The sequence below is a fragment of the Oryzomonas rubra genome (assembly GCF_008369015.1).
Lineage (GTDB): Bacteria > Desulfobacterota > Desulfuromonadia > Geobacterales > Pseudopelobacteraceae > Oryzomonas > Oryzomonas japonica.
Window position 1 is genome coordinate 325391 of sequence record NZ_SRSD01000005.1, and the last position, 21790, is coordinate 347180.

Genomic DNA, 21790 nt, shown 5'->3' on the forward strand with positions numbered 1-21790 from the left:
TAAAAACAAATGTCATGCCGTCTTGCCGGACCGCGGGGCAGCGGCGAGCCCCAACTTCCTGTTTCCCGGCACCACCTTCAGTGCAGCCTGACCGACACGATCCGCGACGCCCCCGGCTCTTCCATGGTGATGCCGTAGAGGGTGTCGGCCACCTGCATGGTGGCCTTGTTGTGGGTGATGATGATGAACTGGGAAACGGCGCTCATCTCCCGTACCATGTCGTTGAAACGGCCGATATTGGCATCATCCAGAGGCGCGTCCACCTCATCCAACAGACAGAAGGGCGTCGGTTTGATCAGGAAGATGGAGAAGATCAGCGCCACCGCCGTCAACGCCTTCTCCCCCCCCGAGAGGAGGGTCACATTCTGGAGCTTCTTGCCCGGCGGCTGCACGATGATGTCGATGCCGGTCTCCAGAAGGTCTTCCTCGTTGGTCAGGCGCAACTCGGCCCGCCCCCCGCAGAAGAGGCGCGGAAAGACCTCCTGAAACGTGGCGTTGACCTGATTGTAGGTCTCCAGAAAGCGCTGCCGGGTGGTGCGGTTGATACGCTGGATGGCCTGCTGGAGGCTGCGCAGCGACTCTTCCAGATCGTTTTTCTGGGATGACAGGAAGTTGAAGCGTTCCTCCATGCCGGCGCACTCCTCGATGGCCAGGAGGTTTACCTCGCCCATGTCGTCCAGGAGGCGCTGCAACTCAACTTGGCGCGCCCGGCGGGCCGCCTCGTCGAATTCCACCCCTTCCAGCCGCGCCAGGACCTCGGCCATGCTGGTACGACTATTTTCCTGCACGGAACGTTCCAAATGTTCGGCCTGCATCGTCAATGTGGAAAAACGCAGATTCAGATCCGCCTGGAGTTGACGGACCGCGTCGCTCTCCTCACGGGCCTTCTTGGTCCGGGCTTCGGCCTCGGCCAGGGCCACGGCGGCCTCTTCGCTGGCGGAGCGCACGCCGGCCAGCAGGCTCTCCGCTTCGGCCTGACGGCGGACGAGCCCTTCCAGGCGCTCGGCTTCCGTGGCAATGGCACTCTCCAGGCGCACCCGCTCGCCGCCACCCGTTTCCAGTTCCAGCCGGTCGGCGGCCAGGCGCCGGGTGAGTTCCTCCACCTGGCGTTCCAGGTCGGCGATGTCGCGCAGGTGGGCCTCATGCTGTTCCTTGAGGGTGGCCGTCTGCACCCGGATGGCGGTGACCCGCTCCCGGGCAACGGCGAGATCCTTCCGGCGGGCCTCCAGCTCTTCCTTCAGGCGTCCCACCTCCTGCTCAAGCTCCCGGGAAACGTCGTCGGTCTCTCCCAAACGCGCCTGGGACTGTTTCAGTTCGGCCTCCAGCCCTTCCCGTTCCTCGTCCAGGGTTGCCGTCTCCAGGGCCTGCAGGGCCAGGCGTTCCTCGATCCGGGCGATCTCGTCGGCCGTCTGCTGGCGGTCCTTGGCCAGGCCGGTCCGCTTCAACTCGGCCTGGTGCAGCTGGCTCCCGGTGACCTTCAACTCCTCCGCCACCTCCAGGGAGCGGCGCCGCAGCTCGTCACGTTCCTTGGCCAGGGATTCGGTTTCCCGCTCCAACCCGGCCACAGCCTCCTCCAACTCCTTGATTTCGCGCTTTTTATGGATGATCCCCTTCTGTACCTGTTCGGCGGAGCCTCCGGTCAGGATCCCGCCCAATGCCGCCATATCACCATCAGGAGTGACAAAAATGAGCTCAGGGTGCTGCCGGGCCAGCCGAATGGCATCGGCAATCCCATCCACCAGCAGGACATTGGCCAGCATGAACCGGATCAGGCCGCCGAACGGTCCGCTGACCGCCACCCGGTCGGCCAGCGCCGTAGCGCCCGCCACAACAGGGACAGTTCCCGTCTTAGGCTCCAGGGGGAGAGCGATACCGGCCCGGCCGCCGTTATTCCCCTTGAGAAACCGCAGGGCCGCCAGGGCGTCGCCATCATCCGCACAGAGTATGCACTGGAGCCGGTCCGCCAGGACCGCCTCCACCGCCGCCTCAAGCTCGGGCGGGGCCTCGACGGCATCGGCCACGACCCCGCTGAAGCGGGAACGCAGCCCCTCGTCCTTCATGAGCTTGCGCACCCCCTGGCCGTAACCGGCAAACTGGTTTTCCAACTCCCGCAGGGAGTGGAGACGAGACGAACTGCGGTTCAGTTCGTCCCGCCGGGACTGCCATTTTTTTTCCACCTCGGGCAGGCGCTGCCGCAACTCGGCCTCCCGTCCGCGCAGGGCGTTCAACTCCACCTGGAGTTGTTCCTGCTCCAGCTGCGCCTCGGCCACCTGGGCATCCAGCGCACCGGCGCGCTGGCCGGCCAGTTCCAGGCGTTCCCTGAGTTGCAGCTCTTCACGGCGGTGCCGCTCGAACCGTTCCGCCAGGCCGGCCAAGCGCTTCTGGGCCGTTTCGTAACGGAATTTGTGTTGGGACGACTCGGCCAGGGCCGCGAACAGCTCCTTGCGCCGGGCCTCCTGCCTGCGGTTGAGCTCCTCCTCGGCCTGCTGGTGCCCGGTCAACGCCTCCTCGGCCCGTTGCAACTCAGCCTGCATGGCAGCGGTATCGGTCGTGGAGCTATCCCGGCGCAATTGCAGCAATCCCCGGCGCTCGGAACACTCGTCCAGACGCTTCTCCCGTTCCCCGGCCTCGCCTCCAAGCCGCTCCAGCCTTCCCTCCAGGGCGGCCAGCTCCTTGCGCTGGAACATCACGCCGTTCTCGGCGGCGCTGAACTCGCTCCTGACCCGGAAGATATCCTCCTGGGTCGCGGCCAGGCGCTTCTCCGCCTCCACCAGCCGGAGCCGGGCCTCTTCCACCTGGGATTCCCCCAGGGCAGCCCCGGCAAACGCCCCGCGAATACGCTCGTTGAGCGCCGCCAGTTCCCGCTCGGCCTCGCCGCGCCGGACCTGGGTGTCGCGGTACTCGCGCCCCACGAAGAGCAGTTCGATCTCCCGCAGTTCATCCCGGTACGCACGGAAATTCTCGGCTTTTTTCGCCTGGCGCTGCAACGAGGCCAACTGCCGTCGGATCTCCCCCAGCACGTCGTTCAGGCGGGAGAGGTTCTGGCGGGTCCCCTCGATCTTCTTCAAGGCCAGATTTTTGCGTGACTTGAACTTGGTGACCCCGGCGGCCTCCTCGATCAGGAAGCGCCGTTCCTCCGGGCGGGAATGGAGGATCATGCCGATCTTGCCCTGTTCGATGATCGAATAGGCGCGGGTGCCGACGCCGGTATCCATGAACAGTTCGGTGATATCCAGCAGGCGGCAGGGGGTCTTGTTGATCAGGTAATCGCTCTCGCCGTCCCGGTAGAGGCGGCGGGTAAGCTGAATCTCGGCATAATCCAGGTATTTGGCCGGCGCCCGGCCGTCCTCGGTGGAGAAGACCAGCGAAACCTCGGCCACCCCCAACTGCTTGCGGGTCTCGCTGCCGGCAAAGATCACGTCCTCCATGGCCTTGCCGCGCAGGTTCTTGGCCGACTGTTCACCCATGCACCAGCGGATGGCGTCCACGATATTGGACTTGCCGCAGCCGTTGGGGCCGACCACGCCGGTCACCGCCTGCTGGAAGTCCAGCACCACCTTGTCGGCGAAGGACTTAAAGCCTGATATTTCGAGCCGTTTGATTTTCATAGGGGTGGCTACTTTATCAGAGGGGATGAAACTCTGTCCAGAGGGATGTTCCAATGGCGCCCCAGGAGGGACGTTACAGCCGCTGTCTCTTACTGCGCATCCAGGCGCCCGAGAATGTTCGGAGACCATTCTCGGCCAGGTCCTGAATCTCGCTCCTGGGATGTTCGGTCGCCTACTGTAGGCAACTTTATCGGTTTGTCAACACGAGAAGCACGGGGCCCGGATGAGGGCAAAAGAAAAGGGGCCGCGCTTCGCGGCCCCTTCACCTGAGGTCCTGTTGCATGTTTACCTCCTTGATTTTGTGCTAGGCCTTGTGTTCCGCCGTTTTTGCTTCGCCCTTGGCCACGTCCTTCACGCCTTTCGCCATGCCGAACATGAGCAGGATGGCCGGCATGAGCTGTGCCGCGACGATCAGTGCACAGAAGCCGAGAAAGATCCAGACGAAGAGCCCGCTGTCATCGACGCGCGGAGTAGTGGCTGCAAATGCGGTTGCGGGTGCGATGGTTCCGATAATGGTAGCTAACGTTTTCATGGCGTCCTCCTTTTATTTTGTGATCCGTTACGCTCTTGACCTTTATCTAGCATCGTGCGTGCCAAAACACTCCCCAGGAGAAACCGGCTTCATAACATATTGACATAACTATATTTAATAATTTTACAGGGAGATTGCGGCCGAGATTGGGGGGTGGCAAGCGCCGGGAGGTGTATTGCAACGCCATACACCCGTAGAGAGGTAGAAAAACGACAACCCCGCTACGGATGGGGCTTTGACGACTTTAGGCCGAATCAAAGGAGGTGTATATAATTATACGCAAGATTGAGGGGATAGATCACGGGAACCATCCCGGCCCGTGACCGGCATTACGGATCCTCCCACGCCCCGTCAGGATGCAGCCCCATCCTCCATGACCACCGGCAGTTCATACCCGGTCAGACGATAGAGGTTGTGCCAGGCGGTGGCGCAGCGGCCGCAGGTGTGCCACTGTTCCAATTCCCCTTTCGCCGAGGTGATGTGGCCGGGGTTGATGTCCCGGGAGCCGCACTTGGGGCAGCGTTCACCATGCTGTTTGACGAACACCTCCTGGGGCACGAACTCCGGTTTGATGGTCCCCTGGATGGCCTTGTAGACCGTGGAGGTGGTGGCAACGCCGGAGATGCAGGCGTCGGCTTCCGATGCGCTGGCATCGGCGATCAGTATCTCGGGCGGCGTGCTGTCCCGGTACACCAGGCTGCAGGTGTACCCCCGGGAGGTGCGCTCGATCTTCAGGCCAAAGGCGGTATCCTTGAGCGGTCCCAGGTTCAGGTCGGTGCAGCGGGCCTTGAGTTGCTTTTCCGTGACTTTCATTGTTTCCTCGTACGCTTCGCGTGTGATAGGCGGCCTCCCGGCCGCCGGATTGCGTATCCTATTGCAGTGCCTCCAACTCTTCCCAGCGGCCATAGGCGGCGGCCAACTCCTGCTCCAACTCCCCAAGCCGGGTGTTGATCGCGGCCACCTCGGCGCCGGCCGACTTGTAGAAATCGGGGTCGGCCAGGGTGACGTGCAGCCGCCCCTGTTCCTCCTCAAGGGCGGCGATGCGGTCCGGCAGGGCGGCCAACTCCCGCTCCTCCTTGAAGGAGAGTTTGCGGGGGCGCTCCTTCTGGGGCCGCCCCTTCTCCTGTGCCGGTTTGGAGGTAACGGGAGCAGCGGGCGCCTCCGCGGCGGCCTGGCGGAGCCAGTCGTCGTATCCCCCCACGTATTCGCGGACCGCGCCATCGCCGGAAAGTACCAGCGTGCTCCCCACCACATTGTTGAGAAACTCCCGGTCATGGCTCACCAGAAGCAGGGTCCCGGAATACTCCAGGAGCAGATCCTCCAGCAGATCCAGGGTCTCGGCGTCCAGGTCGTTGGTCGGTTCGTCCATCACCAGCACGTTGGAGGGCTTGGTGAACAACTTGGCCAGGAGCAGCCGGTTGCGCTCGCCGCCGGAGAGGATCGAGACCGGGCTGCGGGCCCGTTCGGGTGAGAACAGGAAGTCCTGGAGATAGCCGATGATGTGGCGGCTCTTGCCGTTGATCACCAGGGTGTCGTTCCCCTCCCCCACGTTGTCCTGCACGCTCCGGTCCGGGTCGAGCTGTTCCCGCATCTGGTCGAAATAGACGATCTCCAGGCGGCTGCCCGCCTTGACCGCGCCCTGGTCCGGCGTCAACTCCCCCAGCAGCAGGCGCAGCAGGGTGGTTTTGCCCGAGCCGTTGGGGCCGATGATCCCCACCCTGTCCCCGCGCATGATGGTGGTGGTCAGGTCGGTGATGATCGGACGGCCGTCGTAGGCAAAGGAGACGTGTTCCACCTCCGCCACCAGGCGACCGGAACGCTCCCCCTCCTGGAGCTGGATCTTGGCCGTGCCCTGGCGCTCCCGGCGCTGGCGGTACTCCTCGCGCAGGCTCTTCAGGGCCCGCACCCGTCCTTCGTTTCTGGTCCGGCGGGCCTTGATCCCCTGCCTGACCCAGGCCTCTTCCTGGGCCAGCTTCTTGTCGAACAGCGCCTGGCGGGTGACCTCGGCCTCCAAGAGCGCCTCCCGGCGCTCCACGAACTCGTCGTAGCCGCAGTTGAAGGCATAGATCCGCCCCCGGTCCAGCTCCGCCACCCGGTTGGCCAACCGCCGGGCAAAGGCCCGGTCATGGGTCACAAAGACCAGGGTCTTGACCTGATGCAGCAGAAAATCCTCCAGCCAGAGGATGGTGTCGATGTCCAGATGGTTGGTCGGCTCGTCCAGGAGCAGGATGTCCGGCGCGGCGATCAGCGCCTTTGCCAGCAGCACCCGGCGCTTGGTGCCACCGGAGAGGGCAGAGAAAGCGACCTCGGCGTCCAGTTGCAGCCGCTTCAACACCCGCTCCACCTCATGGTGCAGGCTCCAGCCGCCGCTTTCCTCCAGCTTGTGCTGCAACTCCTCCAGTTCGGCCAGGAGCGCCTCGCTCCCCTCCAGGGAGAGACTGTGGGCGACCCGGTGGTATTCGGCCAACAGTTCGGCCGCGTTGCCCATGCCCGAGGCCACCACGTCGAAGACCGTGCCGTCGATCCCCATGGGCACATCCTGGGAGACCAGGGCAACCCGGAGCCCTTGCTGGCGCTGGATTTCGCCCCCCTCCAGGGGGAGTTCGCCGCCGATCAGCTTGAGAAGCGTCGATTTGCCGGTGCCGTTGCGCCCCAGCAGGCAGAGCCGGTCCCCCGGCTCGATCTGGAGGTTGATGCCGTCGAAGAGCGGCGGCCCGCCGAAGGCCAGGGTTATGTCGCGAAGGGTGATGAGTGCCACGGGTACCTCATGATGATGTGATTGGCTGTAACGATTGTGCGGATCACGTGGTGCGGATGTATCGCGGTAGCGTGCATTCGCTGGTTATGACAATTCGTCGTCGTTGCGTTATACCTCGGATGGTGAAAATTGGCACGTTCAACGTTCAGATTTCACCCAGCCACTGGAATCTCGGCACCTTGCGCCCGCCCACCGGAACCTCCTCCAGAAACATGCCGAGCGGCCGGACCCACAGGGAACGGTCGCCGTACAACTGGCGGTAGACCACCATCTCCTCCTCGGTCTCGCTGTGGCGGGCGATGGCGACCACCTCGTATTCGTTCCCCTTGTAGTGCCGGTAGCGGCCGGGACGCGGCCGAGTCGGGGCGGCAGTCATAGCCCCTCCTGCAATTGTGGCAACCGGGCGGCAAGGCGCCGTGCCAGGGAGTCGATATGGCGCTCGTCCGTGCCGCAGCACCCTCCCAGCACCTTCATGCCCAGATCACCGTGCAGGGCGGCCACTGCCGCGCCGAAGACCTCCGGCGCCTCTTCCACCAGTTCGGTGCTGTTGTCCAGCTCTTCCGGGCTCAGGGCGGCGGTGTTGGCCAGCAGGCCGATCACCCGCTCCCTGACCAGCGGTGACGAGTTACGCTCGTGGCAGAGGGCGCGGCGGAAGACCGAGGCGTGGGTGCAGTTGATCAGGTAGGCCAGGGGGGGCGGTGAGGCCTGGCTGTCGATGGCGGCGATGGCGTCCTTGAGCGGCGTGCCGTCCAGCAGGGTCCCTTCAGGGCGGGCCACGAAGCTGATCAGATAGGGAAGCCCGGTGGCCGCCAGGGCCTGGGCCAAGCCGATGGCCTCGCTCAGGGCCGGCAGGGTGGTGGCCAACAGCAGATCGACCCCGGCAACGGCCAGGGCCTCGGCCTGCCAGGCGTGGAAGGCGCGCGCCTCGGGGGCGCTCAGGGCTCCTTCCGGCTTATAGGCATCCCCCTTACAGCTCATCAGCCCGCCGATGACCACATTCTTGCCGTAATCCCCCTGCTCCCGGCGCAGACCGTCCAGGAAGCGGAAATTGTCGCCGTTCAGGTCGCGACCGGCCAGCCCGGCGGCGGCGATACGCTCGCGGCCGGCACGCCAGGTGGGGGTGGAGAGCAGGAGCGGCAGGCCGTAGTTGCGGCCGATCTCAAGGTACTGGCGGCAGATCCCCCCGAGGGCGCTCCGTCCGTGGTCGTCGTAGATCAGGGCCGAGTTGACCACCTGATCGTCCAGACGGATATCGGGCATGCGCCGCAGGCGTTCGATGACCGCCCCTTCGGCCAGGATGACGGGGAATGTTGCCAAAAGTCGCTGGAAAACGCTCGGATGATTCATACGCCCCCTCCCCGTGCACCCACGGCAACAGCAGCGCGGGGCTGCTCCAAAACGAAAGGCCCCGTGCGGGGCCTGGGCCTTCGTCCCTCAATGCCCCGGCATCCCCGGCGCCCCCCCTTGCTGGGCGGGCAGGTACTGTTCGAACTGTTTCTTGTCGATGGAGCAGCGGTAGGCCTCTTCCGGGTTGATTTGCTTGGTTTTGAGCAGGTCCAGCAGGTGCTGGTCCATGAGCTGCATGCCGTCCTTCTTGGCGGTCTGGATGATGGAAGGGATCTGAAAGGTCTTCGCCTCCCGGATCAGGTTGCCGATGGCCGGCGTGCCGATCATGATCTCCAGGGCCGCGGTGCGCCCCTTGCCGTCGGCGGTCTTGAGCAGTTGCTGGCAGACCACACCCTTGAGGGATTCGGACAGCATGGCGCGCACCTGTTCCTGCTGATCGGTGGGGAAGACGTCGATGATACGGTCGATGGTCTTGGCCGCGGTGTTAGTGTGCAGGGTGCCGAAGACCAGATGCCCGGTTTCGGCGGCGCTCATGGCCAGGGAGATGGTGGTCAGGTCGCGCATCTCCCCCACCAGGATGATGTCCGGGTCTTCGCGCAGGGCCGCGCGCAGGGCCGAGGCGAAGCTTTCCGTATGTTCGCCGATCTGGCGCTGGTTCAGGAGGGACAGCTTGTTCTCGTGGATGAACTCCAGCGGGTCCTCAAGGGTCAGGATGTGTTCCTTGCGGGTGGAATTGATCAGGTCGATCATGGCCGCCAGGGTGGTGGATTTTCCCGAACCGGTCGGCCCGGTCACCAGCACCAGCCCCTTCTTGAAGTTGGTCATGCGCCGCACCCCCTCCGGCAGATGGAGGTCGTCGGCCGAGAGGATCTTGGTGGGGATGATGCGAAACACGCCGGCGATGCCGCGGTGCTGCATGAAGACGTTACCGCGGAACCGGGCCAGGTCGGGCACGGCGTAGGCAAAGTCCAGGTCCTTGGTGGCCTCGAACTGGGCGCGCTGCTTTTCATCCAGGATCTCGAACAGAACCTCCCGGAGTTCTTCATGTGCCAGGCTTTTGAAGTTAAGCCGCACCATCTCGCCGTTCAGACGGAAAATAGGCGGATTCCCGGTGGAGAGATGCAGGTCCGACGCCCCCTGCTCCCTCATCATCCTGAAAAGCGCATCGATCTTTGCCATGTGTAGGACTCCTTCACTGTTCTCAAGGAAATGCTTGTCCGTAAATAACTGCCGCGAGGACCGCGCCCGGATTTGCGGCAGATTTGACCTGGCTGATTGAGCAAAACCGCAGGCGTAGCAGGGCTACGTCGAGGATTTTGCGATTGAGGCCGGGGCAAAGATGCCGTGAATACGGGCGCGGGTTACAGCACCACCGAGGCGATGTACTCCTCCGGCGATACCTGCCCCTCCATCAAAAGCCGCAGCCCTTCCTGGTCGCTACCGTGATACTCCACCTGGCGCAGGTAATTGTCCAGGGCCGTCACATCCGATGACTGCGTGAAGACCCGCAGGAATTCGTCGTCGAAGACCAGCGCGTCCATCAGGAAACGCCGCGTGCTGAATCCGCTGTGGCCGCACTCGTCGCAGCCGCTGGTGCGGTAGAAACCGGCCGGGGGCTGGTCCAGATGCATGACGGTCTGCTCCTCCTGCGGCGGGACGTAGGCGGTCCGGCACGCGGGGCAGAGGATCTGGATCCCCTTGAAGGAGACCAGGCCGTTGACGAACCCCGGCAGGAAGTAGTTTTTCTGCTGGTAGAGCAGGAGGTGCCGCAGGACATTACGGGTGCCGCGGATCTCCAGCCCGGCGAGCACCAGTTTGCCGCGCATGGCGGCGCGGCAGGCGGCGGTGAAGGGCATCCCCTCGGTGGCGTCCTCGATCACCAGCACATCCGGATCATGATCCAGGGCATCCATGATCAGCCGGGCCCGGTCCGCCTCGGAACGGGGCAGGGGGATGCGCGGAAACCGTTTGTTCATCCGACCCGGCCCCTCTCCCAGGATGATGACGTTCTTTCCGGCGGTATCGGCCTCCTCCAGCATGAGATCCATGAAACGGCACCGTTCCTGGCTGTTGCGCGAGGCGAAAAAGGTAATGCCCTGATGCGCCCGGGCCAGCAGGTTGAAGGCGGCCTCCTGGGCCACCGGCAGGTGCAGCTCGGCTACCCGGGGAGGAACGGTGGCGCTGACATGGGTCCGCAGGGTGACGTAGTCGCCCCCCTGGCCCTGCATGACCACGACCTGGAAGGTCACCGGGCGGGATTGGTAGGTAAAGGGGAGCAGGCCGATGGCGCTCCGTTCGGCCAGGGGACCGATCGCGGCGCTCTTGTGCAGCCGGAGGATGACGTCGGGGTAGTAATTGGGGGCCAGGGTGCCGATGGGACGGGTGATCCCCCCCCGCTTCCCGGTAATGGCCACCTCGTCGCCGAGGGGTTGCAGGGAGAGGGACGAGAGGCGATTCTGGATGATGAAAACCATCAGGTAGTTGAGCAGCGTGTCGCCGCCGATATCGTCGTTGATGGCCTCGAGGGCCTTGTCGGAAAAGGCGGTGGAACTGAAGCCCAGACGCTCCTGGCCGACCGGGCCGTACCACGCGTCGACCATCTGGCGGATCTCCCGGATCAGCGCCACGGACAGGTTGACCCGCAGACCGGTGTGGGCTTCGACCGCTTCGACCGCCGCCCGGTTGAGCGGATCGGCAACGGCAACGTTCAGTTCGCCGCCGGTGCAGATCAGGGGGATGAGGTTATAGGCCCGGGCCACGTCGGCCGGCACCAGGGCAATGGCTTCCGGGTCGATCATCTCCTTCTTCAGTCGGATGTAGGGAAGGTCCAACTGGTTGGAGAGCGCCCAGTCGATGTCCTCCTGGGTAACGACCCCCAGGTTGACCAGCGCCTCGCCGAAACGGATGCCGAAACGTTTCTGTTCTTCCAGGGCGTTGACGATATCCGACTCGGTGATGATCTGTGAAGACGAGAGGATATGGCCCAGGGACCCTTTTTTCACTAACTCTGCCATGCTGCCCTCCTGGAGTCGCAACGCACGTCTGCCGCCCCGTCGAGATGCCGGGAAACGGCATCACGCATCGGGCCGGTCGCTTTTGTTCTCAAAACGGGTATGCTCGCCGAGGAACACCAGTTCCACCGTACCGATGGCGCCGTTACGCTGCTTGCCGATGATGACCTCCGCATTCCTTTCATGGTTCTGGGTACAGGAGCCGTCCCGCTTGCGGCAGTGCTCGCAATAGACCGATTCGCGGTAGACGAACATGATGACGTCGGCATCCTGCTCGATGGCGCCCGATTCGCGCAGGTCGCTCATCATGGGGCGCTTGTCGCCGCGACTCTCCAGGCTGCGGTTGAGCTGGGAGAGGGCCACTACCGGCACGTTCAGCTCCTTGGCCAGGGCCTTGAGCGAGCGGGAGATGTCCGAAATCTCCTGCTGGCGCGATTCGGTATTGGCGCCGCCCCGCATGAGTTGCAGGTAGTCGACGATGATCAGGCCGATGTCGTGCTCGCGCTTCAGGCGCCGCGCCTTGGAGCGCAACTCCAGCACGCTGATGGCCGGAGTGTCGTCGATGAAGATCTTGGAGTCGTAGAGGATGCTGGCGGCCCGTTGCAGCCGGGGCCAATCCGAATCCTGGAAGTGGCCGGTACGCATCTTGCCGGAATCGACCCGGGCGATGGAGGCAAAGAAACGCATCACCAACTGCTCCTTGCCCATCTCCAGGGAGAAGATCACCGAAGCGACCTTTTTCTTGGCTTCGGCGCTGGCGTACTGGGCGATGTTGAGTGCCAGGGTGGTCTTACCCATGGAGGGGCGGGCGGCAACGATGATCAGGTCGCCCGGCTGGAAGCCGGCGGTCATGTTGTCCAGCTCCGTGTAGCCGGTGGGGACGCCGGTGACGTGTTCCTTGCGGTCGTGCAGTGTCTGGAGGATCTTGAAGGTATCCTTGATGATCTCCTGCACCGGCACGTACTGGGGCCGCAGCTTGTTCTCGGAGATCTCGTAGAGGTCCTTCTGCGCCAGGTCCAGAAGCTCGTTGACGTCCGTTTGCCCGTCGTAGCCGCGGGTGGCGATCTCGGTAGCCACGGAGATCAGCTTGCGGTTGATGGACTTTTCCTTCACCAGCTTACAGTAATAGCTGACATTGGCCGCCGTGGGGACATAGTCCACCAGGGTCGCCAGGTAGGCCGCCCCCCCCACCTCCTCCAGTTCGCCCTCTTTCCTGAGCATGTCGGTCATGGTGATCAGGTCGCACGGCTCGCGCTGATCGGAGAGGCGGATCATGGCCCGGAAGATCTTGCGATGGCTTTCGCGGTAGAAATCGTCCGGCCCGATGACCTCCAGCGCACGGTTGATGGCGTCGTTGTCGATCAGGACCCCCCCCAGGATGGACATCTCCGCTTCCAGGCTCTGGGGGGGGAGTTTACGTGAATCGTCTGTCATACTCATACCTTTATCTTCAAACGGATTATGGATTTATGGTTTCCGCAGCCCGCTGCGCAATGGCGGCCACGTCAAGCAGGACGCATTCGCCTTCCGGCAGATGGAGCAAGGCGGAAACGCAGGGATCGTCCGGGGCTTCCCCCAGGGTGGCCTGCTCCGGCGGTGCAATCCTGATGACCCGCTCAACCAGAAAGGCCAGTGCGGCGATGCGGGGATCGGCCACGACGACCTTTTCCAGGTCGTGGCAACTGGGCAGCCCCAGGAAGGCGGCCAGATCCATGACCGCAACAATGGTGTCGTGGAAGTTCATGGCACCGACATAACAAGGAGCCGCGCCAGGTAGGGGCCAGGTGAGCGGCGGTTCGTCAACCTCGGCCACCTGCAGCAGGTTGACGGCGAACCGCCGACCCTGCAGGGTAAAAAGGAGGTATCCGTGCTGGTGCCGGGTCATGCCTGATCCGGTTCGCCGCGGTCGACCTTGAAGCGTTCCACCACCACCAGCAGCCCTTCCGCCAGTTTTGCCAACTCATTGGTGGCCAGCGCCATATCCTGCATGGCGGCCAGCTGTTCTTCGGTGGCGGCCGAGACCTGCTCGGTGGCGGCGGCGTTATCGTCGGCCACCTTGGCGATCTCGTCCACCGACTTGACCATCTTGCCCGAGCCGTCCATCTGCATCTGGGAAAGGTCCGCGATGCTGTTGGCCCTCCGTTCGGTCTCCAGGACGGTCGTAAGGATTTCCTGAAAGGCCGTGGCGGTGACGTCGATGTTTTTCTTCCCTTCCCTGATGGTGCGGGAGCTTTCCTGGATGATCTCATGCACCCGATGGCTCTCTTCCCTCAGGCTTTCGATCATCTCGTTGATATCCGCCGCCGACTGGGCCGACCCATCGGCAAGCTTGCGCACCTCATCCGCCACCACGGCAAAGCCTTTGCCGTATTCCCCGGCCCGGGCCGCCTCGATGGAGGCGTTCAGGGCCAGCAGATTGGTCTGGCGGGCCACGTCGGCGATGAAATCGGCGATCCTGCCGACCTTCTGCAGCTTGGAGCTGAAGACGTCGAACTGTCGGCCGATCTGTTCCTGGCAGTCGAAAAAATCCTTCATCCGCTCCAGGGAATCGGTGGCCAGGGTGCCGCCGTGCTGGGCGGTGAGGCTCGTCTCCCGGGCCGCCTTGGCGGTTTCCTTGGCGCGGGAGGCGACCAGTTCGATGGAAATGGCCATCTCGCGAATGGTCTTGGAGGTCTTTTCCACCATCTCGGCCTGGGTTTCGGCGCCGCGGGAAATCTGTTCGATGGCCTGAGCGACCTCTTCGGTGGAGGCGCTAATCTCCAGGGCGTTGGAGTTGATCTCCCGGGCGGAATTGGTGAGTTTGCCCGAAGCCTTTTTGATGTGCCCCACCAGATCGCGCAGATTCTGGAGCATCAGGTTGATCAGGTCGGCCAGCTCATGGGTTTCGTCAGGTATCCGGGTGGGGGGCATGTCCACCGCCCGGGTCAGGTCGCCCCTGCTGATGGATTCGGCCGCTTCGGTCAGGCGGCTGATGTTGGCCGTAAACCCTCTGGAAAAGAGCCACCCCAGGATGAGCCCCAGGGTCAGCGCCATGGCATACCCCAGGATGCCGGATATCTCCGGAGAATAGCCGAATAAGGCGACCAGCCGGGGACTGAAAGCCACCGCCGCCACGACCACTATGAACCCGAGGATAAATTTATAGCCTATGGGAATCCTCATACCACCCCTCCGCCCATGATTCAATTCATGATATCCGCCGATAGATGCGTTCGGTGCGGCAAACCGGCGCGAAACGGCCGCGCGAGCTGCCGACCAGCACCTCGGATTTGCCCAGCACAAGTATACCATCCGGCCTGAGAATATCCGCGATCCTGTTGAGGATCCTCTCCTGTTCGGGCCGCGCGAAATAGATCAGGGTATTACGGCAACAAACCAGGTCGCTGGGCACGTACTCTTCCGGATTGCAGATGTCGCCCCGCTGAAAAGCCACCATATCCCGGATCTCCGGAACCAAGCGGAATAACCGCCCGTCCTGGCGAAAATAGCGTTCCCGCAGATCGACCGGCATCTCCTTGAACCGCCCCTCGTCATATTCGGCCGCCCGGGCGGCCTGGAGCGTTTTGTCGTCAATGTCGGTAGCCAGCAGGGACACCCGCTCATGACGGATATCCCTGCCGAAGAATTCCCGCAGCATGATCGCCAGGCTGTACGGTTCCTCACCGCCGGCGCAGCCGAGACACCAGAATCTGAGCGGCTCGTCCCGGTGATCCGTCCGTGCGGCGAAGAGCTCCGGGATGACCTCCTTGCGCAGTTTTTCAAACACGGAGTGGTTGCGAAAAAACTGGCTGACATGGATGGTAAGCGATTTCTGGAGCAGGTCAAGCTCCTGGTCGCTCCGGCTCAGCAGCTCGCAATAGGCGGCGGCATCGCTGCTGCGTGTCGAACGGATCCTGATGGCCACCCGCCGCTTCATGCAGGTGTCCTTATAGACGGCCAGGCTGAACCCGCGCCACCTCTGCAGGATCGCGCCGATCGTCGCGAGTTCCTCATCGCTTATCTCCGGGAGCGCCGGAAAGATACTTACGCCAAAGGGCACCTTTTCTGCCGCCTCTCTTGTCCGGGCCGGTCGCGCCGGAGTATGCAGGGACATTCCACCACGTGCAAACCGGATGCCTTTATGCTGCCCCGCACCGGAATATTTCCCCAGGCCCCATCTGTACCACGAAGCCGCTCCCGGCGCAACCGCATGTATGGACCTTCCGCCCGGGTTTGCCGATAAGCTGTTTCTCTGGCAGGCTGTTTGCAGTATCATTATCCGGCAGAGGAACGCATACGAGGCGCAAACCACCCGGAGAAAGCCGCTTCGGAACATCCCACAGGAGATTTACCCCCCCATGAACCAGTCTGCAAATTTTGCGGATAGTGATCAAAAACTGTCACACGACCTCCAACGGGTCCTTGCGGCCGACAAGGACGAGTTGTTCGAGATCATGCAGGAATCCGACGGCGAGGTTTTGCTGGCGGCCCTGCGCAACCGGGCCCTCGACGAGAACCATCTGCTGGCCCTGCTGAAGCGCCGCGGCCTGCCCGGAGAGCTCTTCACCACCCTGTATAACGGCAGGCGTTTCAGCGAAAGCTACCCGCTCAGGTTCGCCCTGGCCAGCCACCCCGACACCCCCGCACACATCGCCGGCAACCTGCTGCCCCAGCTCAATATCTTCGACCTCATCAAGCTCTGTTTCATCCCCGCCGTGCCGCCCGACCAGCGCCTGTGCGCCGAACGCATCATCATCCAGCGCCTGCCCGCCCAACCCCTGGGCAACAAGCTCACCCTGGCCCGGCGGGGAACCGCGACGATTGTGGAGGCGCTGCTGCGGGAAGGGCTGGCGCCGGTGGTGGAGGCCTGCCTGGACAACCCGCACCTGAAAGAGGGGGCGGTTCACCAGTTCATAACCTCTGCGGCGTCACATGCCGAAACCATCTCCATGATCGCCCGGAACGGCCGCTGGAAAAACAAACCCAATATCCGCCTGGCGCTCCTCAAGAACCCCCGGACACCGGTCATCTGGTTTACCCTGCTTCTGCCGGGGCTGCCCCCCGGTACGCTTCGGGAACTGCTCTCCGTGCCGCGCCTTACCGGAGCCCAGAAGGAACTGGTCCGGCAGGCCTTGAGCAGCAGGGGGGGCAGGGCATGATGCGGCCGCTTCCCGTCATCCTGATAATGCTTCTCGGCTGGAGCGGCACCAGCGGGGCCGCCCCCTACGGCGTGGCCCGGAGCGCGGCGCCGGTGCTGAACAGCCCGGCCTTCAGCCGCATCTTTGGAGGAGCGGACGGCAGGTCCCTGAAAACCGACCGCTGCGGCCAGGTGCGGGAGATGGAGTTCATCGCCCTGCCGGGAACCGTCTTCAGGGTGCGGGAAACGATCCCGGGGGCCGGGGCCACCGTCTACCGGGTGGAGACCGACGACTATCCCGCCCCGGCCGGCATCTCGCTGTATGTGGACAGCCGCTTCATCGAACTTCGCGACGAACAGCCCCCGGCACGCTCCCGAATCCTGCCGCCCCGGGAACGGATCATCGCCGCGCTCCGGGAGGCCGTCGGCAGCCCCTACGTGTGGGGCGGCAACCTCCGGGAGGGGGCACACGCCCTGTTCGGGACACTCTACCCTGCCGAGGCGTCATGGGACGACAGGGCCAAACGTCGCATCACCCTGGCCGGGCTGGACTGTTCAGGGCTGCTCTACCAAGCCACCAACGGATGGACGCCCCGCAACACATCCCAGTTGGTTGCCTACGGCACCGGGGTGGCCGTGGAGGGGAAAAGCGCCCGGGAGATCGCCGAGCGGTTGCAACCGCTCGATCTGCTCGTCTGGAACGGCCATGTGATCATCGTCCTGGACCGGGATACGACCATCGAAAGCCGCCTGGAGTGCGGCAGGCCCGGCAATGGGGGGGTGGTGAGGACACCGTTGCGCCAACGGCTGGCGGAGATCATGCGGACCCGCCGACCGCTGGATGCGTGGCCGGCACCGGGGAAGCGGCAGGGGGTCTTTGTGGTCAGAAGGTGGTACGGTCTCTAGCATATTGCACCGAAAGACGGGCGAGCCGTTGGCGTCGCCCCTACGGAAATTTATATTGACCTATATTTTCCAGATGTAAATCCAATAAACCGTAGGGGCGATCCCAATGGGTCGCCCTTGGTGCAATGGGCAATAAGTCTAACAACTACCTCTTTCGCGATTTCTCCGGCACCGGCAGTTTCAGGAGCCGCAGCACCTGGGTCATATCCTCCCAGACCTCCCAGAAGGGCCCCGAATCGCCCCGGTTGCGCAGCAGGTAGGAGGGATGATAGGTCGGCATGACCGGCACGCCGTGATAATCGCGGAACTTGCCGCGCAGCTTTGAGATCGCCTCCTTGGTGCCCAGCAGGGTCTGGGCGGCGAACCTGCCCAGCGCCACGACCACCTCGGGCTGGACCGATTGCAACTGCCGCAGGAGGAACGGGGCGCAGGCGGCAATCTCGTCCGCCTCCGGGTCACGGTTGTCGGGCGGACGGCACTTGACGACGTTGCAGATATACACGTCCTCCCGCTCGAGCCCCATGGCGGTGATGATGCGGTTCAGGACCTGCCCGGCCTCACCCACGAACGGCTCCCCCTGCCGGTCCTCGTCCCCCCCCGGCCCCTCTCCCACAAACACCAGCCGCGCCTGGGGGTTGCCCACGCCAAACACCAGATTCCGCCTCCCCTTCGCCAGCTTGCAGCGTTGACAGTCACCCAGGCTCTTCCGGATCTTTTCCAGGGATTCATGCTTCTGGTCGTGGGGCGGCTCTCCGGTCTCCACCGCTGCCGGCGGGACCGCTGCCGTTTGTTGCGTCGTTGCCGTTTGCGGCATCGTTGCAGGAGGTGCGGCGACAGGGAGACCGTCCAGGCCGCTTTCCTGAATGGTCAACAGGTATTCCCGCAGGGACGATGCCGCCACTGCCTTGAACGATTGAGCCATTACTATCCCTTGTGTTGTATCATTCCCCATTCCGGGGTAGCATTATCGTGGTATACTCTCTGAACTGTACCAGTTCCTTCAAAGCCATGTCAAAGCGAAAGAGACCATGTTTCCATTCGTGTTGTTGCTGACCATCTGCGGTGTGCTCGTCCCCGACGCGGCCCACGCCTGGGGCGGCGGAATCCATCTCCAGACGGGCCTGAGCGTGCTGTCCGCCCTCGACACCCTGCCCCCAGCAATTGGGGCGGTTCTGGGGGCATACCCCCGCGACTACCTTTACGGCTGCATCGCGGCCGACATCATCGTGGGGAAGAAATATACCCATTACCTGCTCAACTGCCACCGCTGGCGCATCGGGCAGAAGGTGCTGCAGGCGGCCCACAGCGACGGCGAAAAGGCCTGCGCCTACGGCTACCTCTCCCACCTGGCGGCGGACGGCATTGCCCACAATTATTTCGTACCCTACAAGATCATGCGTTCATTCGCCTCGGTGACCATGAAGCATACCTACTGGGAGATGCGGTTCGAGACCTTTGCGGACAAGGCGGTCTGGGAGCGGGCGCGGGAAATCTGCCGCTCCGATCAGCACGCCAACGACGCCATGCTGCGCAGCGTTCTGACCAACACCCTCTTCTCCTTCGGCACCAACAAGCGCATCTTCAACTCCATCATGCTCCTGTCGCGTCTGGAAAAATGGCAGAAGGTCATGCAGACCCTGTCGGACAACTCCCGCTACACCCTGGCGGAGAGCGATCGGGATGAATACATGACCCTGACCGAGGAGGCGGTCTTTGATTTTCTCCGCCATCCCGAAGAATCGGAATGCCTGATGACGGACCCGACGGGGGAAAAAGCGCTGGCTGCCGCGGACGCCCTGCGGAAGAACCTGCGGCTCCTCTATAAAAACGGGCGGATTTCCAAGGCCGATGGCCTGGAACAGGTGGATATGCTAAAGCACAAACTGCGGCAGGCGTTGCACAAACCGGAACTGCTGAAGGAATTGCACCGGGGGTGAGTGGCGCGGACCTACCGGGGCCGCTGGGCGGGGAGACGTGAGGCGATCTGGTCCAGGATGCGGTTTGCCAGTTCATCCTTGGACATCAGGGGGCACTCCTGGCGAGAGCCGTCCCTGAAGAGGAAGAGCGCCCGGTTGGTGTCCACATTGAAACCGGCATCCCCCAGGCTGACGTCGTTGGCCACGATCATATCCAGATTCTTTTCCGCAAGCTTTCGGGCGGCGTACTCCTCCAGGCGGGAGGTCTCCGCGGCAAAGCCCACCAGGAACGGACGTTTCTTCAGGCGTCCCAGTTCCGCCAGGATATCCGGGTTTTTGACCAGCGCCAGGGTCATCTCGGCCGCCTGTTTCTTGATCTTGTCCCCCTTGCGCTCGGCCGGCCGATAGTCGGCCACCGCCGCTGTCTTGACGACCACCGCGCATTCCTTGACATGCTCCATCACGGCTGCCTGCATATCGCGGGCGCTTTCCACGCAGATTCGCTCGACGCCCGCCGGGGCGGCAAGACCGGTAGGGCCGCTGACGAGAATCACCCGCGCGCCACGCTGCCGGGCGGCCCGTGCCACGGCATAGCCCATCCTGCCCGACGAGTGGTTGCTGATGAAACGGACCGGATCGATTTCCTCCCGTGTCGGACCGGCCGTGACCATGACGGTCTGCCCCTCCAGGTCGCCGGGTCTGAGCGCCGCCACAACCGCTTCGAAGATCGTCTCCGGCGCGGCCAGTTTCCCCTCCCCTTCCCAACCGCAGGCCAGGGTGCCAATTTCGGGGGCCACGAAAAGGTAGCCGAGCCGGCGCAGCTTGTCCTCGTTTTCACGGTAGATCGGATTGGTGTACATGTTGACGTTCATGGCCGGGGCGATCAGTACCTGCGCCTTGGTCGCCATGACGGTGGTGGTGAGCAGGTCGTCGGCGATGCCGCCCGCGATCTTGCCGATCACGTTGGCCGTGGCCGGGGCAATGACAAACAGGTCGGCCCGGTCGGCCAGGGAGATGTGCCCGATCTCCTGCTCGGCGATCAGGTTGAACAGTTCGCTGTGCACCGGGTTGGCCGAGAGGGTTTGGAAGGTCAGGGGGGTGACGAACTCCTGTGCCGAGCGGGTCATGACCACGTGCACCCGGGCGCCGGCCTTGGTCAGAAGACGCAGCAACTCCACCGCCTTGTACGCGGCAATGCCCCCCGTAACACCTAGTACAATCCGCGTATCCTTCAGCATATCGTCATGGTCCTCAGAAGTAGGGGTTATGGCGTTTTTCATGGCCAATGGAGGTCTCGGGGCCATGCCCCGGATAGGCAGCCACATCGTCCGGCAGGGTAAAGAGCTTGGCTTGGATGGAGGCCAGGAGTTGGTCGTGGGAACCGCCGGGGAGATCGCTCCGGCCGATGGAGTCGGCAAACAGGGTGTCGCCGGTGATGATTTTGTTCTCCTCGGCCAGATAGAGACAGCACCCGCCCTGGGTATGGCCCGGCGTATGCAGCACCTTCATGCGGTGGGTCCCGAACTCGATCTCCATCCCATCGGTGAGAAAACCGTCGGCCTCCGGGGAGTTCTCACCTTGGATACCGTACATGCGCCCCACCTCGGCAACGAGGCCGAGCAAGTGGGCATCCTCCCGGTGGATCAGCAGCGGGGCCTTGAACGTCGCCACCGCCTCGCGGTTGCCGCCGACATGGTCGAAATGTCCATGGGTGTTGATGATATACCGTACCGTCAGCCCATGGCGCCGAACCGTCTGGATAATACGCTCCACATCGCCGCCCGGATCGACCACCACCCCTTCGCGGGTCTCTTCGCACCCCAGGATGAAGCAGTTGACCGACAGGGGCCCGACTACCACCGCATCAAATATCATCGTTTTCTCCCGCTTGGTTGACATCCGTTTTGAAGCTGCTACAATACCTCCCCAGGATTCGGGAGGGGGTTACCAATGAAACGACCGGTTGTGGATCAGGAAAGTTGTATCAGTTGTGGTCTCTGTATTTCGACCTGCCCCGAGGTCTTTCGCTTCAACAGTTCCGGGAAGGCGGAATGCTTCGCCCCATCCGGCGCCCCTGAAAAGGATATTCAGCAGGCTATCGACGGCTGTCCCGTCCAGTGTATCAGCTGGGAATAATCTCTATCACAAAGGAGCATTGCTATGGAACGTTGGATCTGCACCATCTGCCAATATGTCTATGATCCCGCCACGGGAGATCCCGACCGGGGAGTTCCTCCCGGAACGCCCTTCGAGTCTCTGCCCGACGACTGGACATGCCCCCTGTGCGGCGCGGGCAAGGATGCCTTCGAAAAGGAATAGTACGTCGGGCTGAGGTCAGCCCCAGGCGGCACCGCACAAAGAAACGCTGCACCATCAAGCCCTCCGTCAGGAGGGCTTTTTTCATTTTTTCTTGTCGGGTGGCTTGATGATGTCGATCTTCATCTCGCCCGCCTCGGTCTTGACCCGCCAGACAAGCCCGCAGACGCCGCACTCCTTGAGCGGCGATTCGTCGGAAGAAAATCCACCGGAATGCATGTCAAGATTCAAGGATGTCCTGTTACCGCAATTTGGGCACTTCATGGCATGTTCCTCCTGT

Annotated in this window: 21 protein-coding genes; 5 read left to right on the plus strand and 16 right to left on the minus strand. The window is 63.2% G+C overall.

All coding sequences use genetic code 11. The annotated features are described in order from the left end of the window. Positions 1–77: 77 nt before the first annotated feature. From smc to ET418_RS10515, 12 genes are all read right to left on the minus strand, one after another. Complete coding sequence (gene smc / locus ET418_RS10460; protein ID WP_149307548.1) at positions 78–3608, minus strand: chromosome segregation protein SMC; 3531 nt, start codon at positions 3606–3608, stop codon at positions 78–80. Positions 3609–3912: 304 nt separating this feature from the next. After that, positions 3913–4140 (minus strand): hypothetical protein, encoded by a 228-nt coding sequence (locus ET418_RS10465; RefSeq protein ID WP_149307549.1) that lies wholly within the window; start codon positions 4138–4140, stop codon positions 3913–3915. A 351-nt stretch (positions 4141–4491) separates the two neighbouring features. Then, a complete protein-coding gene (locus ET418_RS10470) occupies positions 4492–4953 on the minus strand; it encodes a hypothetical protein (protein WP_149307550.1) in 462 nt (153 codons plus the stop codon). 58 nt (positions 4954–5011) lie between these two features. Next, the gene (locus ET418_RS10475; RefSeq protein ID WP_149307551.1) at positions 5012–6898 is read right to left on the minus strand and encodes an ATP-binding cassette domain-containing protein; all 1887 of its coding nucleotides are present in this window, start codon (positions 6896–6898) and stop codon (positions 5012–5014) included. 145 nt (positions 6899–7043) lie between these two features. Continuing rightward, complete coding sequence (locus tag ET418_RS10480) at positions 7044–7274, minus strand: DUF1653 domain-containing protein (RefSeq protein ID WP_149307552.1); 231 nt, start codon at positions 7272–7274, stop codon at positions 7044–7046. Then, positions 7271–8245, minus strand: a complete 975-nt coding sequence (locus tag ET418_RS10485; RefSeq protein ID WP_149307553.1) for a homocysteine S-methyltransferase family protein — start codon at positions 8243–8245, stop codon at positions 7271–7273. The genes ET418_RS10480 and ET418_RS10485 overlap by 4 nt, the downstream gene beginning before the upstream one ends. Before the next feature lie 87 nt (positions 8246–8332). After that, the gene (locus tag ET418_RS10490) at positions 8333–9424 is read right to left on the minus strand and encodes a type IV pilus twitching motility protein PilT (protein WP_149307554.1); all 1092 of its coding nucleotides are present in this window, start codon (positions 9422–9424) and stop codon (positions 8333–8335) included. Positions 9425–9606: 182 nt separating this feature from the next. Then, positions 9607–11259, minus strand: coding sequence for an ATPase, T2SS/T4P/T4SS family (locus ET418_RS10495; RefSeq protein WP_149307555.1), 1653 nt, complete (start codon positions 11257–11259; stop codon positions 9607–9609). 60 nt (positions 11260–11319) lie between these two features. Next, positions 11320–12696, minus strand: a complete 1377-nt coding sequence (dnaB, locus tag ET418_RS10500) for a replicative DNA helicase (RefSeq protein ID WP_275937954.1) — start codon at positions 12694–12696, stop codon at positions 11320–11322. Between the two features lie 19 nt (positions 12697–12715). Further along, on the minus strand, positions 12716–13141 hold the full coding sequence (locus ET418_RS10505) for a chemotaxis protein CheW (RefSeq protein WP_149307557.1): 426 nt from the start codon (positions 13139–13141) through the stop codon (positions 12716–12718). After that, positions 13138–14418 carry a methyl-accepting chemotaxis protein gene (locus ET418_RS10510; RefSeq protein WP_149307558.1) on the minus strand — a complete coding sequence of 427 codons (1281 nt, stop codon included), beginning with the start codon at positions 14416–14418 and terminating at the stop codon, positions 13138–13140. Before ET418_RS10510 ends, ET418_RS10505 begins: the two co-directional genes overlap by 4 nt. A 25-nt stretch (positions 14419–14443) precedes the next feature. Continuing rightward, positions 14444–15349 (minus strand): CheR family methyltransferase, encoded by a 906-nt coding sequence (locus tag ET418_RS10515; RefSeq protein WP_149307559.1) that lies wholly within the window; start codon positions 15347–15349, stop codon positions 14444–14446. 244 nt (positions 15350–15593) lie between these two features. On the opposite strand from ET418_RS10515, the gene ET418_RS10520 reads away from it, so the two are divergent. Further along, the gene (locus ET418_RS10520) at positions 15594–16394 is read left to right on the plus strand and encodes a hypothetical protein (protein WP_149307560.1); all 801 of its coding nucleotides are present in this window, start codon (positions 15594–15596) and stop codon (positions 16392–16394) included. After that, positions 16391–17278 (plus strand): NlpC/P60 family protein, encoded by an 888-nt coding sequence (locus ET418_RS10525; protein WP_149307561.1) that lies wholly within the window; start codon positions 16391–16393, stop codon positions 17276–17278. Before ET418_RS10520 ends, ET418_RS10525 begins: the two co-directional genes overlap by 4 nt. A gap of 145 nt (positions 17279–17423) precedes the next feature. On the opposite strand, the gene ET418_RS10530 is transcribed toward ET418_RS10525, so the two are convergent. Beyond that, entirely contained in the window at positions 17424–18200 is a 777-nt protein-coding gene (locus ET418_RS10530) for a uracil-DNA glycosylase (RefSeq protein ID WP_149307562.1), read from the minus strand. A gap of 106 nt (positions 18201–18306) precedes the next feature. On the opposite strand from ET418_RS10530, the gene ET418_RS10535 reads away from it, so the two are divergent. After that, positions 18307–19215, plus strand: a complete 909-nt coding sequence (locus ET418_RS10535) for a zinc dependent phospholipase C family protein (RefSeq protein WP_149307563.1) — start codon at positions 18307–18309, stop codon at positions 19213–19215. Between the two features lie 11 nt (positions 19216–19226). On the opposite strand, the gene coaBC is transcribed toward ET418_RS10535, so the two are convergent. Continuing rightward, positions 19227–20432 (minus strand): bifunctional phosphopantothenoylcysteine decarboxylase/phosphopantothenate--cysteine ligase CoaBC, encoded by a 1206-nt coding sequence (gene coaBC, locus ET418_RS10540; RefSeq protein WP_149307589.1) that lies wholly within the window; start codon positions 20430–20432, stop codon positions 19227–19229. 13 nt (positions 20433–20445) lie between these two features. Then, a complete protein-coding gene (locus ET418_RS10545) occupies positions 20446–21069 on the minus strand; it encodes an MBL fold metallo-hydrolase (RefSeq protein WP_149307564.1) in 624 nt (207 codons plus the stop codon). 75 nt (positions 21070–21144) lie between these two features. Here ET418_RS10545 and ET418_RS10550 point away from each other — a divergent pair, with 75 nt between their 5' ends. Next, positions 21145–21330, plus strand: coding sequence for a ferredoxin (locus tag ET418_RS10550; RefSeq protein ID WP_149307565.1), 186 nt, complete (start codon positions 21145–21147; stop codon positions 21328–21330). A gap of 24 nt (positions 21331–21354) precedes the next feature. Continuing rightward, a complete protein-coding gene (gene rd, locus ET418_RS10555) occupies positions 21355–21513 on the plus strand; it encodes a rubredoxin (protein WP_149307566.1) in 159 nt (52 codons plus the stop codon). 81 nt (positions 21514–21594) lie between these two features. Here the strand turns inward: rd and ET418_RS10560 are convergent, their stop codons facing one another. Continuing rightward, complete coding sequence (locus ET418_RS10560) at positions 21595–21774, minus strand: hypothetical protein (RefSeq protein ID WP_149307567.1); 180 nt, start codon at positions 21772–21774, stop codon at positions 21595–21597. Positions 21775–21790: the final 16 nt, after the last annotated feature.

What these genes read in the sequence shown, in the direction of transcription:
- smc (WP_149307548.1), bottom strand. Translation starts at nt 3,608, where the DNA reads ATGAAAATCAAACGGCTCGAAATATCAGGCTTTAAGTCCTTCGCCGAC.
- ET418_RS10465 (WP_149307549.1), bottom strand. Translation starts at nt 4,140, where the DNA reads ATGAAAACGTTAGCTACCATTATCGGAACCATCGCACCCGCAACCGCA.
- ET418_RS10470 (WP_149307550.1), bottom strand. Translation starts at nt 4,953, where the DNA reads ATGAAAGTCACGGAAAAGCAACTCAAGGCCCGCTGCACCGACCTGAAC.
- ET418_RS10480 (WP_149307552.1), bottom strand. Translation starts at nt 7,274, where the DNA reads ATGACTGCCGCCCCGACTCGGCCGCGTCCCGGCCGCTACCGGCACTAC.
- ET418_RS10485 (WP_149307553.1), bottom strand. Translation starts at nt 8,245, where the DNA reads ATGAATCATCCGAGCGTTTTCCAGCGACTTTTGGCAACATTCCCCGTC.
- ET418_RS10490 (WP_149307554.1), bottom strand. Translation starts at nt 9,424, where the DNA reads ATGGCAAAGATCGATGCGCTTTTCAGGATGATGAGGGAGCAGGGGGCG.
- ET418_RS10495 (WP_149307555.1), bottom strand. Translation starts at nt 11,259, where the DNA reads ATGGCAGAGTTAGTGAAAAAAGGGTCCCTGGGCCATATCCTCTCGTCT.
- dnaB (WP_275937954.1), bottom strand. Translation starts at nt 12,696, where the DNA reads ATGAGTATGACAGACGATTCACGTAAACTCCCCCCCCAGAGCCTGGAA.
- ET418_RS10505 (WP_149307557.1), bottom strand. Translation starts at nt 13,141, where the DNA reads ATGACCCGGCACCAGCACGGATACCTCCTTTTTACCCTGCAGGGTCGG.
- ET418_RS10510 (WP_149307558.1), bottom strand. Translation starts at nt 14,418, where the DNA reads ATGAGGATTCCCATAGGCTATAAATTTATCCTCGGGTTCATAGTGGTC.
- ET418_RS10515 (WP_149307559.1), bottom strand. Translation starts at nt 15,349, where the DNA reads ATGTCCCTGCATACTCCGGCGCGACCGGCCCGGACAAGAGAGGCGGCA.
- ET418_RS10520 (WP_149307560.1), top strand. Translation starts at nt 15,594, where the DNA reads ATGAACCAGTCTGCAAATTTTGCGGATAGTGATCAAAAACTGTCACAC.
- ET418_RS10525 (WP_149307561.1), top strand. Translation starts at nt 16,391, where the DNA reads ATGATGCGGCCGCTTCCCGTCATCCTGATAATGCTTCTCGGCTGGAGC.
- ET418_RS10530 (WP_149307562.1), bottom strand. Translation starts at nt 18,200, where the DNA reads ATGGCTCAATCGTTCAAGGCAGTGGCGGCATCGTCCCTGCGGGAATAC.
- ET418_RS10535 (WP_149307563.1), top strand. Translation starts at nt 18,307, where the DNA reads ATGTTTCCATTCGTGTTGTTGCTGACCATCTGCGGTGTGCTCGTCCCC.
- coaBC (WP_149307589.1), bottom strand. Translation starts at nt 20,432, where the DNA reads ATGCTGAAGGATACGCGGATTGTACTAGGTGTTACGGGGGGCATTGCC.
- ET418_RS10545 (WP_149307564.1), bottom strand. Translation starts at nt 21,069, where the DNA reads ATGATATTTGATGCGGTGGTAGTCGGGCCCCTGTCGGTCAACTGCTTC.
- ET418_RS10550 (WP_149307565.1), top strand. Translation starts at nt 21,145, where the DNA reads ATGAAACGACCGGTTGTGGATCAGGAAAGTTGTATCAGTTGTGGTCTC.
- rd (WP_149307566.1), top strand. Translation starts at nt 21,355, where the DNA reads ATGGAACGTTGGATCTGCACCATCTGCCAATATGTCTATGATCCCGCC.
- ET418_RS10560 (WP_149307567.1), bottom strand. Translation starts at nt 21,774, where the DNA reads ATGAAGTGCCCAAATTGCGGTAACAGGACATCCTTGAATCTTGACATG.